Origin of the sequence: Rhizobium sp. BK275 (assembly GCF_014193555.1) — a bacterium.
Classification (GTDB): Bacteria; Pseudomonadota; Alphaproteobacteria; order Rhizobiales; family Rhizobiaceae; genus Rhizobium.
On sequence record NZ_JACHZL010000005.1, the window covers coordinates 187,358 to 199,663 of the forward strand.

10 protein-coding genes and 2 pseudogenes are annotated in these 12,306 nt (G+C 60.0%); 5 read left to right on the top strand and 7 right to left on the bottom strand.

Features of this window, described 5'->3' with window-relative positions; genetic code table 11:
• Window positions 1-7: 7 nt before the first annotated feature.
• The 4 genes from FHT82_RS17265 to FHT82_RS17280 are packed head-to-tail and all read left to right on the top strand — an operon-like array spanning window position 8 to window position 3,270.
• Entirely contained in the window at window positions 8-709 is a 702-nt protein-coding gene (locus FHT82_RS17265; protein WP_183733274.1) for an isochorismatase family cysteine hydrolase, read from the top strand.
• Window positions 706-2,256 (top strand): ABC transporter ATP-binding protein, encoded by a 1,551-nt coding sequence (locus FHT82_RS17270; RefSeq protein ID WP_183733277.1) that lies wholly within the window; start codon window positions 706-708, stop codon window positions 2,254-2,256. The genes FHT82_RS17265 and FHT82_RS17270 overlap by 4 nt, the downstream gene beginning before the upstream one ends.
• Window positions 2,256-2,924, top strand: coding sequence for a cysteine hydrolase (locus tag FHT82_RS17275; RefSeq protein ID WP_183733280.1), 669 nt, complete (start codon window positions 2,256-2,258; stop codon window positions 2,922-2,924). The genes FHT82_RS17270 and FHT82_RS17275 overlap by 1 nt, the downstream gene beginning before the upstream one ends.
• A complete protein-coding gene (locus tag FHT82_RS17280) occupies window positions 2,917-3,270 on the top strand; it encodes a cupin domain-containing protein (RefSeq protein WP_183733283.1) in 354 nt (117 codons plus the stop codon). The genes FHT82_RS17275 and FHT82_RS17280 overlap by 8 nt, the downstream gene beginning before the upstream one ends.
• Before the next feature lie 91 nt (window positions 3,271-3,361).
• Here the strand turns inward: FHT82_RS17280 and FHT82_RS17285 are convergent, their stop codons facing one another.
• From FHT82_RS17285 to FHT82_RS17295, 3 genes and pseudogenes are all read right to left on the bottom strand, one after another.
• Window positions 3,362-4,360 (bottom strand): TRAP transporter substrate-binding protein, encoded by a 999-nt coding sequence (locus FHT82_RS17285; protein ID WP_183733286.1) that lies wholly within the window; start codon window positions 4,358-4,360, stop codon window positions 3,362-3,364.
• A gap of 17 nt (window positions 4,361-4,377) precedes the next feature.
• The gene (locus FHT82_RS17290) at window positions 4,378-6,207 is read right to left on the bottom strand and encodes a TRAP transporter large permease subunit (protein WP_183733289.1); all 1,830 of its coding nucleotides are present in this window, start codon (window positions 6,205-6,207) and stop codon (window positions 4,378-4,380) included.
• Window positions 6,208-6,231: 24 nt separating this feature from the next.
• Window positions 6,232-6,465, bottom strand: a pseudogene (locus tag FHT82_RS17295) (alkanesulfonate monooxygenase); the annotation flags it as partial.
• Between the two features lie 178 nt (window positions 6,466-6,643).
• Here FHT82_RS17295 and FHT82_RS17300 point away from each other — a divergent pair.
• Window positions 6,644-6,826 (top strand): annotated as a pseudogene (locus tag FHT82_RS17300) (glutathione binding-like protein); the annotation flags it as partial.
• Between the two features lie 24 nt (window positions 6,827-6,850).
• Here the strand turns inward: FHT82_RS17300 and FHT82_RS17305 are convergent.
• The 4 genes from FHT82_RS17305 to FHT82_RS17320 form a co-directional block, all read right to left on the bottom strand.
• Window positions 6,851-7,282 (bottom strand): hypothetical protein, encoded by a 432-nt coding sequence (locus FHT82_RS17305; protein WP_183733291.1) that lies wholly within the window; start codon window positions 7,280-7,282, stop codon window positions 6,851-6,853.
• 123 nt (window positions 7,283-7,405) lie between these two features.
• A complete protein-coding gene (locus tag FHT82_RS17310) occupies window positions 7,406-8,971 on the bottom strand; it encodes a SpoVR family protein (RefSeq protein WP_183733294.1) in 1,566 nt (521 codons plus the stop codon).
• Complete coding sequence (locus tag FHT82_RS17315) at window positions 8,968-10,245, bottom strand: YeaH/YhbH family protein (RefSeq protein ID WP_183733297.1); 1,278 nt, start codon at window positions 10,243-10,245, stop codon at window positions 8,968-8,970. Before FHT82_RS17315 ends, FHT82_RS17310 begins: the two co-directional genes overlap by 4 nt.
• Before the next feature lie 37 nt (window positions 10,246-10,282).
• Window positions 10,283-12,226 carry a PrkA family serine protein kinase gene (locus FHT82_RS17320; protein WP_183733301.1) on the bottom strand — a complete coding sequence of 648 codons (1,944 nt, stop codon included), beginning with the start codon at window positions 12,224-12,226 and terminating at the stop codon, window positions 10,283-10,285.
• Window positions 12,227-12,306 lie beyond the last annotated feature (80 nt).

Here is a 12,306-nt window from a genome sequence, read left to right on the forward strand (position 1 = left end):
GAAGACGATGGACGCCATGGTCGAGAGCAAAGGACATTATATTGACGCCGATCCCTATGCCTGGCCCTATAACGGCGCCCTGCGGCCGGACAATACCGCCCTCATCATCATCGACATGCAGACGGATTTCTGCGGCAAAGGCGGGTATGTCGACCACATGGGCTACGACCTGTCACTGGTCCAGGCACCCATCGAGCCGATCAAGAAGGTGCTGGCCGCCATGCGCACCAAGGGCTACCCCATCATTCACACCCGCGAGGGCCATCGTCCCGATCTCGCCGACCTGCCAGCCAATAAGCGCTGGCGCTCGCAGCGCGTTGGCGCTGGTATCGGCGATCCCGGGCCTTGTGGGCGCATCCTGACCCGCGGCGAACCCGGCTGGGACATCATTCCCGAACTCTACCCGATCGAGGGTGAGACGATCATCGACAAACCCGGCAAGGGCTCCTTCTGTGCCACCGATCTGGAATTGATCCTCAACCAGAAGCGTATCGAGAACATCATCCTCACCGGTATCACCACCGATGTCTGCGTTTCCACCACCATGCGCGAGGCGAACGACCGCGGCTTCGAGTGCCTGCTCTTGGAGGACTGCTGCGGCGCGACCGATTATGGTAACCACCTCGCAGCCATCAAGATGGTGAAGATGCAGGGCGGCGTCTTCGGCTCCGTTTCCAACTCCGAAACGCTTGTGAGCCAGCTGCCATGAGCACCGTCCGCGACACTCCCCTCCCGCAAGCCGGCAAAGCCGTCGGCATCGACACGATCGACATGACGATGCGCTTCGGCAGCTTCACCGCGCTCGACCACGTCTCGATCAAGGTGCCTTCGGGCAGCTTTCATGCTCTGCTCGGCGAAAACGGCGCTGGCAAATCGACACTCGTCAAATGTATCATGGGCTTCTACCACGCGACATCGGGCTCGCTTTCCGTCGACGGCCGCGAAGTGGCGGTCGCTTCACCCAAGGATGCAGCGACCTATGGCCTCGGCATGGTTTACCAGCACTTCACGCTGGTCCCGTCGCTGACGGGTGCTGAAAACCTCGTCATCAGCCGTGCGGAAGTCCCGGCGATCATCAACTGGGCGAAAGAGCGGAAAGACCTTGCGACCTTCATGGAGCGCATGCCGTTCAAGATCCCGCTTGATCGTCCGGTGAGCGAGCTTGCCGCCGGCGAAAAGCAGAAACTGGAGATCGTCAAGCAGCTCTATCTCGGTCGTTCCTTCCTGGTGCTCGACGAGCCGACCTCGGTGCTGACGCCCGCCGAAGCCGATGAAATGCTCGGCCTCGTGCGTGGCATGACCGAGCGCGGCGAGTTGACCGTGCTGATGATCTCCCACAAATTCCACGAGGTGACGAAATTCGCCGATGCCGTGTCGATCCTGCGGCGCGGCAAGCTGGTCGGCACCGGCAAGGTCGGCGAGCTCTCCACCGCCGATATGGCGGCAATGATGATAGGCGACGTCAAGCTCGCTGAACTCGACACCCGCGTTCCGGTTTCCGAGAGCGCCAAGCCGGTCCTGACCGTCGAGCAAGTCAAAGCACCGGACCGCTCAGGCCTCAAGACCATCGAGATCGACAATCTCACGGTCCGCTCGGGCGAGATCGTCGGCATCGCCGGCATATCGGGCAACGGCCAGAAGGAGCTGACGGAAATCCTTGCAGGACAGCGGCCGACGGATACCGGTCGTGTTAGCGTCAACGGCGAGATCTATGGCGCGACACGTCCGGAGACCCGCAAGAACAATGTCCGCTTCATCCCTGAAGAGCCGCTGCAGAATGCCTGCGCCCCGCGCATGACAGTCAGCGAGAACCTCGCCTTCCGGACCTTCGATCTGAAGGCCGACGGCAAGGACGCGATCTGGCTGAACAAGGGCAAGATGAAGAAACGCGCCATAGCGCTGATTTCCGACTTCAAGGTGAAGACAGCCTCCTCCTCATCGCCGATCGCAGCTCTTTCGGGCGGCAATGTGCAGCGCGCCGTTCTGGCCCGCGAGCTGACCGGCGAAGTGGATCTGCTGATCGTTTCGAATCCCTGTTTCGGCCTCGACTTCTCGGCCGTCGCCGAAATCCGCGCCCGCATCATGAGGGCGCGTAATTCCGGTACGGCCGTGCTGCTGCTCTCTGAAGACCTCGACGAGCTGCTCGAAATGTCGGACCGCATCATGGTGATTTCCGAGGGCAGGCTGGTCTACGAGACCCCGGCCCTTTCCGCCGATATCAGCGTCATCGGCGCCCACATGGCGGGACACCACTGATGGCGGAGATCAAGGCAGAACCCTTCGCCTTTCCGGTGAAGCACGACCGGCTCGCCCTCATCATCATCGACATGCAGCGCGACTTCGCCGAGCCTGGCGGCTTCGGCGCCAGCCTCGGCAATGATGTCAGTCGCATCACCAGGATCGTGCCCGATGTCAAACGCCTCATCCAGGGCTTCCGCAATGCCGGCCTGCCGGTCATCCATACGATGGAATGTCATAGGCCCGACCTCTCGGACCTGCCGTCGGCAAAACGCGATCGCGGCAACCCGACGCTCCGGATCGGCGATGAAGGCCCCATGGGCCGGATCCTGATCTCGGGCGAACCCGGCACGGCGATCCTGCCGGAGCTTGCGCCGGTCAAGGGCGAAGTGGTCATCGAAAAGCCAGGCAAGGGCGCTTTCTATGCCACCGATCTCGGCGAAGTGCTGCAGCACAAAGGTATCAAGCAGCTTGTCTTCGCCGGTGTGACGACCGAAGTCTGCGTGCAGACGACCATGCGGGAGGCGAATGACCGCGGCTATGAATGCCTGCTCGCCGAGGAGGCGACAGAGAGTTATTTCCCCGAATTCAAGGCGGCCGCCATCGCCATGATCCGTGCCCAGGGCGCGATCGTCGGCTGGACGGCCCGTGTCGACGATATCCTGGAAAGCATCGCTCATGCCTGAAACGACCCGCGAATTGCTGACATCCGGCGGCTGGAAGGATCTGGAATTCGGCCCCTTCCGCGACGAGGTCACCATCCATTGGATCCGCCGCTTCGAAGGCGATCAGCCAGGCGTCGCACTGCTGAAATACGAGGCCGGCGCCAGCGTTCCCCGCCATCGCCATGAGGGGCTGGAAACGATCCTTGTGCTTGACGGCGTCCAATCCGATGAAGCGGGCGATTACGGCCGCGGCAGTTACATCGTCAATGCACCGGGTACCGAACATTCGGTATGGAGCGATACGGGCTGTGTCGTGCTCATCCAGTGGGACCGGCCGGTAAAAATACTGGAAGAGGAACCGGCGTGAACTCGACGGCATCAGCGGCGCCCCAAGGGGTGGGCAAGGCTGGCTGGTAGGCAAGGCTGACTGGCGGGCCAGCCTTGCGGTCAAAGTTTCTTCAGGCCGACTGGACGGCCTTGATGCGGTCCAGCCCGCCGACGATGGGAGCGAAATCGTCCCAAACGCTCTTGGCACCCTTCTGCCATTCCTCGAAGGCTTCCGGCTTCAACAGCTTGCCGCCGTTCTTCAGCGAGACTTCGACGGATGCCGCCTCGTCATCGACGATCAGCTGGTTGAAATAGGCTGCACCTTCGCTGGACGCCTGCTGGAAGACGGTCTTCTGCTCATCGTTGAGGCCGCCCCAGAAGGTCGAGGAATAATAGATGATGCCTGACGCCCAGATGTGGCCGGTCTCGGTCATGTAGGGTACGACCTCGTAGAGCTTGAAGCCGGCATAGGCGGACTTGGTGAGATCCATGGCATCGGCAACACCGGTTGCCAGCGAATTATAGGTTTCGGTGATCGGGATGCCGATCGGCGTCGTGCCCAAGGCGCTCCAGAGCTTGGTGTGCAGCGGGCTCTGAATAACGCGGATGCGCTTGCCTTTGAGCTGTTCCGGGCGCGTCACCGGCTCCTTGGTCAGGAGATGACGGGCGCCATAATTGATGAAATCGCCGACGACGAAATTCTGCGCCTGCAGCTTATCCCTCAGATCGGCGCCGATATCGCTGCTGACGGTACGGCGCACATGATCGGCATCGCGGAACAGGAAGGGAAGATCGAGGATCTGCAGTTCCGGCGCCCAGCCGGAGAGCGATGAGACCGTCGAAAGGCTGGCGTGGATGGAGCCAAGCCGAACGCCCTCTGCCACTTCCTTTTCGCCGCCGAGCGCGCCGTTCTTGACGATGTTGAATTTGAACTGGCCGGGCAGCTTGGCTTCGACCAGCTCGCTGATCTTCACCCAGATCTTGGTCTCCGGCTTGTCGTCGCCGAGGAGCGAGGCGATGGTGATCGTCGTCGTACGGGCGGACGCCGTGCGAACGAAGGCCGGTGCGGCAAGGGCAGTGCCGGCAATCGCGGCGGTCTTCAGGAAATTGCGTCGGTTGAGATTGTCCATGAATGAGGTCCTGTCGGTTAGAAGAGGATCGCCCAGGCGCAAAGGATTGCGAGCGAGACGAGAAGGGCAAGCAGATAGGGAACGACCGCCCTGAAGAGGGCGGAGGCTGGAATACGGGTCACGCCGCTGACGACGAAGATCAGCATGCCGAGAGGTGGTGTCAGGCCGTGAATCATCAGGTTGACCACGATGATGACGCCGAAATGGATGGGATCGATGCCGGCGGCGACGGCGGCTGGCAGCAGGATCGGCCCGAACAGCAGGATCGCAGCGCCGATATCGAGAACCAGCCCGACGACGAGCAGAATGATGTTGGAGAGCAGGATCACGGCGAGAGCACTTCCGCCAAGCGCCATCATCAGGTTGGAGATCAGGCCTGAGACATCATCGACGGCGAGCAGGAAGGCAAAGGGGCCGGCCGTGCCGATTAGCAGGCCGATCGCCGCAGCCTCGATAGCCGCCTGCCGGAAGGCGGCGTAGAGCGAGAGGACGCCAAGCCGCGCGTCGATGCCGAGCAGGAAGGTGTAAAAGGCGGCAAGTGCCGCAGCCTCCGTCGTCGTGACGATGCCGATGCGGATGCCGACCACGACGATGACACCGAGACCGAAGGCCGGGATCGCCTGGATGGCCGACTGCCAGCGCTGCGCTGCCGTGGCGCGCGGCAACGGTGCCTGATCGCGGACAGTCAGATGAATGGCAACGGCAAGGCAGATGGCCATGAGCCCGCCGGCAAAGAAGCCGCCGACCAACAGGGAGCCTACCGAAAGATTGGTGGCGGTCGCCAGAATCAGGAAGGCGATCGACGGCGGGATGACGTTGTCGAGCACCGAGGTTGCCGCGATGATCGCCGCAGCCTTTGCCGGCGGATAACCGTGGCGGACGAGTTCCGGCTGGAAGGTCGAGGCGCCGAAGGCGGCATTGGCAACCGAAGAGCCGGAGGCACCGGAAAAGAGCACACTGGTCAATAGCGTCGTTTGGGCAAGTCCGGCGCGACGATGGCCGACCATGGCAGCAGCGAAGCGAACAAGCTGGTTCGCGACGCCCGATGCCGTCAACAATCCGCCGGCGAGCAGGAAGAAGGGTATGGCGAGCAGCAGGAATTTCGAGATGCCCGTGACGGTCGAAGAGACGATCGCCGGTTCTGGCAGGCTGCTGCCGAAGGCGATAGCGATATAGGCGGCGGCCAGGAAGGCGTGCGGCAGCGGGGCGGCGAGGACCAGGCCGATTGCCGCCATCAGGCCAAGAAAGATACTGGGCGGCCAGTCAAGCTCGATGGTGAGCAGCGGAATACCGGCATAGAGTGCCATCCCTGTCGCGAAGGAGACCAGGACCGGCAACGCCTCCCCTTCAGCGATGCGCTGCAGCAGAAGGACGATGAGGATCAGCGCGCCGCCGGCGCCGAGGAAACCGAAGCGGATCCATTCCGGCACGCCGAGCGTTGGGGACATGCCGCCAAGCATGGTCATGATCTCGCTGCCGCCGAAGCTCAGGATCAAGCCGGACAACACGGTAAAAACATCGGCTGCGATCTGCGTTGCCGGACGCAGCTGCTCCGGCAGCATGTTGACGAAGACATCGAGACGCATGGCGAGAGCACTGTTGAGGCTAAGTGGCGCACCGAGCGCGATCAGGAGCACATGCAGCCAGATGCCGAGATCTTCCGCACCAATGAAGCCTGCCGCAAAGAAGTAGCGCATGCAGACCGTGACCAGTACCATGACGAGCAACACGGCAAGCACAGACGCAGCTGCCATGCCGAGCACGGCTTCGATCGCCCTCAGAATGCGGGCTGCGAGCCCGGCGACTCTTGCCTCCTGTTCAGCTTGATGAAATTCGCTTGCTGCCACTGAACTTGCTTTCTTGCCGTGTTGTCAGGCGCTCTTGACGGTCGAGAGGTCGCGATCGAAGAGCGTCGACCAGGTGTAGTTGCGCGCCTTCGACACTTCCCTGCTGACGTCGAGACGCGGCAAAACCTTTTCGCCGAAACGATAGGCTTCCTCAAGCAGCGGCATGCCGGAAAGAATGAACGTTTCGACACCGGCCTTCTGATAGGCCTCCAGCGTGCGCAGCACGGTATCGGGGGAGCCGACGATTGCCATGCCGGGGCTTTGTCGCGACATCGAGCGCCTTGTCGGAGGAGCCACCGACCTCACCGGCCGTTTCGGCATGGCAAAACTGCCGGTCGATGAAGTGATGTTCGACTGACCGTCCCATGATCGATTTCTATACCTGGATCACACCCAACGGCCTGAAGGTCTCGATCGCGCTCGAGGAATTCGGTGCGACTATTCCATCGCCGATATGGCCGTCTGGCCCTGGGTTTCGCGTTTTATGCGCCACAAGATCGATCTCAGCGACTTCCCGAATGTCTGCCGTTGGTATCTGCAGCTTGCCGCCCGGCCGCAGGTGAAGCGCGGCTACGACGTGCCGCACTTCACCGGCCCGGTTCTGCTGCCCGGTCTCTAGTCGCCAAAATTGTGTGGCCGCAGCCTATCGCGTGAAAAGCAGCCGCATGCGTGCCAGGATACCCTTCGCACCTGGCATGGAGGCTGCCCTCAGATGGCGGGCGACGACACCTGCATCGACCTGTGCTCCAAAATGGCAGGAGCAGACGAGCCCGTGCAGCTGCCGATCGTTAAGATCGAAAAAGCTCTGGGCGTCCCCATAGGTATCGCCCTCGAGACCTGCGGCACGCAGAACCGGATCGGCATAGGCTACGGATATGGGCGACCCGGCGATCCTCATCATCACCCGCTGGTCACGGGGCAGATATTCGGTTTCTCGAAGGGTAACGAGCGAACGCGCGGGATCGCTTTCCAGGAGCTCCGCCCACCGGTCCAAGCGCTCGGCGCGAGACAGTTGTGGAGTGGTGCGGCTGACCCTGGCTATAGCTTTGAGCTGATCGACTGCGTATTGTTCCATAGCGGCCTCCTATTCGGAAAAATAGACTGCACGCCCCCATCAGAAGGTTGACCCCAACTGCGCTGCCTGTCCAATCACGTTTGAAGAATCACGTCTCTTGAATGCAGGCAGGTTCCCGCCCACTCAGGCGAATTCGCTTTGTCGCGAAAAGCTACGTGGATGGGCGACGTGCTTCCGCACGATACTGTCCTTGCTGTCGAGCTCTTCCAGAAGAACGTCATAGCTCCAGAGATCGGCAAGGTGCTGCAGAACGAGCTTCAGGTCGTCCTCTTCCAGGAACTCGTCATTGGTGGCCCGGTGCTGCAGCAGCAGTCTGCGGTCGCCGGCGAGATCGACATCGACGATCTCGATCGCCGGATCGGTATGGCCTATGTCGTAGTCGCGTGAGAGTTGCCGGCGGATGCGCCGATAACCGCGCTCGTCATGGATTGCCGAAACCAGAATACCCTCCTCAATCTCCGGATCGTCGTGGAGCTGGAACATGCGCCACTGCCGCATGAGGCGTGGGCTGAGGAACTGGCTGACGAAACTCTCGTCGCGGTAATTGGCCCAGATATCGCGCAGGACAGCCATGGCATCGCCTCGTCCGGCGATATCAGGAAACCACTCGCGATCCTCGTCTGTGGGCTCCTTCACGATGCGTTCGATATCCTGCATCATCGCAAAACCCAGCGCATAGGGATTGAAGCCGGAAAAGCGACGGTCGTCGAACATGGGCTGGAAAACGACGTTCGTGTGCGATTTCAGAAACTCGAAATAGCTGCCGTCGCTGATCTGTCCGCGCTCATGCAGACGCTTCATGATGTTGTAGTGGACGTAGGTGGCGGTTCCCTCGTTCATCACCTTGGTCTGGCGCTGGGGATGAAAATATTGGGCGACGTGGCGGACGATGCGCAAGATCTCGCGCTGCCAGGAATGGAGCCGGGGCGCCGATTTTTCGAGGAAGTAGAGGATATTGTCCTGCGGTAAACCGAGTGCGGCTCGTCTGTGCTCCAGATCGCGGTCCGACTTGTTGCGCTTCTGACCGACAGGCACCGTCCGCCAGAGATCGTTGAAGATCTTCTCTTCATGGGCGCGGCGTTCCTGCTGCCGTTTTTCCTCCTGCCTCAGGTCCACCTGCGTCTTGCCGGCATAGCGGTGTACGCCGTGCGACATCAGCGCATGGGCAGCATCCAGCGTTCGCTCGACGGCTACCTCTCCATAGCGTTCCTCGCAGCGGGAAATATAACCCTTGGCGAAGTCGAGATAATCGAGGATGCCCTCTGCATCGGTCCACAGCTTGAAAAGGTAGTTGTTCTTGAAGAAGTGGTTGTGGCCGAAGGCGGCATGCGCAATGACCAGCGTCTGCATAGTCGCTGTATTCTCCTCCATCAGGTAGGAGATGCAGGGCGAGCTGTTGATGACGATCTCATAGGCGAGGTCGCGCATCCCGCGGCGGTAGAATGCTTCGTGGTGGGCAAAGTGCTTGCCGAAGGACCAGTGGCGATAGAAGAGCGGCATGCCGGTCGAAGAATAGGCATCGAGCATCTGTTCCGACGTGATGACCTCGATCTGGTTCGGATAGACATCCAGTCCCAGTTCTCCAAGCGCGATGTCCTCACAGGCGTCATGAATGCGCTGCAAGGCCGGGAAATCCCAATCAGCGCCTTCAAACAACAGCTTTCCCTTATGCCCTGTGCTGGCTTTCATGGCGTTGCCCCCGCTTTGGCGGTCTTCTTCTGAAACAGATCGTGGAAGACTGGAAATATCTCGTTCCTGCGGCAGACCTTGCGCATGGCAAGGGGAAGTCCCTCGGAGCGGATCTCATCATAAAGCGTCCAGAGCGGTGACCGGGAGATCGAGGAGTCCCCGCCTTCCTCTCCAACCTCGATATAGGCGAAATACTGGCAGACCGGCAGGATTTCCTGCTGCAGCAGCTGGCCGGTCAAAGTGCCGTCGGAATAGGAATTGTCGCCATCCGAAGCCTGGGCCGCATAGATGTTCCACTCCGTCGGATCGAAGCGCGCAGCAACGATCGAACGCATGGCGGCCAGCGCGCTGGAGACCAGGGTTCCGCCTGTCGCCGGGCTGTAGAAGAAGGTCTCCTCGTCGACTTCCTCCGCCTTCTCCGTATGGCGGATGAAGACGATCTCGACCTTTTCATAGCGTTGCGACAGGAAGAGATAGAGCAGCAGGTAAAAGCGCTTGGCGAGATCCTTCATATGTTCGCTCATGGAGCCGGAAACGTCCATGAGGCAGAACATCACCGCCTTGACGACAGGTTTCGGCGTGTTTTCGAAGCGCCGGTAGCGCACGTCGAGAGGATCGATATAGGGAATGCGCTTGCTCTTGGTCGTCAGCGTCCTCAGCTTCTCCTCAAGAACCAGACGCTCTTCCTCGCTGTCGCATTCGTCGATCTGCTCCTGAAGCGCTTCGATTTCCTCCGCTTTCGGGCGGTGAAGCGCAAGACGCCGCATCATGGCAAGGCGGGTCGTGCGTCCAACGGCGATGTTGGAGGGGGAGCCGGAAACGGAGAAGCCGGCCCGTTGCGGCGTCACCTCCTCGGTCTCGCTCAGCCTGCGTTTGGCGAGGTCGGGCAATTCCAGATCTTCGAGGAAGATATTGAGAAATTCCTTCCGGGTGAGCACGAAACGGAAGCCATCCTCGCCATCGCCTTCTCCTGCCTCCTTCGACCGGCCACGGCCCGATGCCGGTGGCCGCTTGATAAAATCGCCCTCGACGAATTCCTGATTGCCTGGAAGGATGCGGTCCTGAATTCCGCCTCCGCCCCGGTGGAAGCCCGGTTCGGCCATGCCGCCGATCGGAAGAGTGACTTCGCCGCCATCAAGCACATCGCGGATGGAGCGGTTCTGCAAAGATTGTTTTACCGCCTGCTCCACGGCGTCCTTGGCACGCCGTAGAAACCTTTGTCGATTTTCCAAACTTTTACCGCGCGGATTGAGCCGCCGGTCTATGATGTGCATGTTTGCTCCTACATGGGTACTCGCTCGGACAGCCTACCTAACTCGCCTGCTTGACGCGCATGTACCATTCCACCAGCCGGCGAACCTGCCGTTCCGTGTAGCCCCGCGCCACCATGCGCGAGACGAATTCGCTGTGTTTCTTTTCGGTCTCACTATCCTTCTTCGATCCGAATGAGATGACCGGCAGCAGATCCTCGACCTGCGAGAACATCCGCTTTTCGATCACTTCCCGGATCTTTTCGTAACTCGTCCAGGAAGGATTCTTGCCGCCATTGGCAGCACGCGACCTGAGCGAAAACTTGACGATCTCGTTGCGGAAATCCTTGGGATTGGCGATGCCCGCAGGCTTTTCGATCTTCGTCAGTTCCTGGTTCAGAAGTTCGCGGTCGAGCATCTGACCGGTATCCGGGTCCTTGAAATCGACGTCCTCGATCCAGGCATCGGCATAATCCACATAACGGTCGAACAGGTTTTGACCGTAGTCGGAATAGGATTCCAGATAGGCCTTCTGGATCTCGTTGCCAATGAATTCCGCATAACGCGGCGCCAACTCTGCCTTGATAAACTCCATGTAGCGTTTTTCCGTCTCCTCGGAAAACTGCTCGCGGCGGATGGCCTGTTCCAGGTCATACATCAGATGAACGGGATCGGCTCCGATATCCGTCGCGTCGTGGTTGAAGGTCGACGCAAGAACCTTGAACGCGAAACGTGTCGATATTCCGTCCATGCCTTCATCGACGCCAGCGGCATCGCGATATTCCTGCACGCTCCTGGCGCGCGGATCGGTTTCCTTCAGACTTTCGCCGTCATAGGCGCGCATCTTGGAGAAGAGATTGGAATTCTCATGCTTGCGAAGCCGTGACAGGACGGAGAAGCGAGCCAGCATTTCCAGGGTTGCCGGCGCACAGGCCGCATCCGCAAGTTCCGATCCTTCGATCAGCTTTTCATAGATCTTCTGTTCCTCCGTGACCCTGAGGCAATAGGGAACCTTGATGACGCAGATACGGTCGATAAAGGCTTCATTGTTCCTGTTGGCCTTGAAGCTCTGCCATTCCGCTTCGTTCGAATGGGCAAGGATGATGCCCATGAAGGGAATCGCACCGATATTCTCGGTGCCCATATAGTTGCCTTCCTGAGTCGCCGTCAGCAGCGGATGCAGCATCTTGATCGGCGCCTTGAACATCTCGACGAATTCCAGCACGCCCTGGTTGGCGCGGTTGAGCCCACCGGAATAGCTGTAGGCATCGGGATCGTTCTGCGAATAGTGCTCAAGCTTGCGAATATCGACCTTGCCGACCAGTGATGAGACATCCTGGTTGTTCTCGTCACCCGGTTCGGTCTTGGAAATCGCGATCTGGCGCAGTCTCGATGGCTGGATTCGCACCACGCGGAAGCGAGAGATATCGCCGTCGAATTCATCAAGGCGCTTGAGGCACCATGGGCTCATGAGGCCGCTGAGGCGGCGGGTCGGAATGCCGTATTGCTCAAGCAACAACGGCCCCATGGTCAGGGGATCGAAGAGATTGAGGGGGCTTTCGAAGACCGGGCTCAAGTCGTCGCCGGCTTTCAGGACATAGATCGGATTGACCTCCATCAGCTGCTTCAAGCGTTCCGCGAGCGAGGACTTACCACCGCCGACCGGGCCGAGCAGGTAGAGGATCTGCTTACGCTCTTCGAGGCCTTGGGCCGCATGCCGGAAAAAGGAAACGATGCGTTCGATCGTCTCTTCCATACCGAAAAACCCTGAAAAGGCCGGGTAGGTTCGAATGGTTCTGTTCATGAACACCCGACCGCGCCGCGAATCCTTGGCTGTGTCGACGATCTCAGGCTCGCCGATTGCCGCCAGCAGCCGCTCGGTGGCATTGGCATAGGCCATCGGATCCTCCTTGCACAAAGCAAGATAATCCGCGACAGACATATCCGTCTCGCGGCGAGACTCGTAGTTACGGGTGAACGCATCAAATAGGGAGTTGTTCAGCATAGGCCCTCCTATAAAGGTCTGCCTCAGCGATTTTCGCCTTCGCTAAGTAAGATGGTGCGCCAATGTTCTGAAAGATCAAG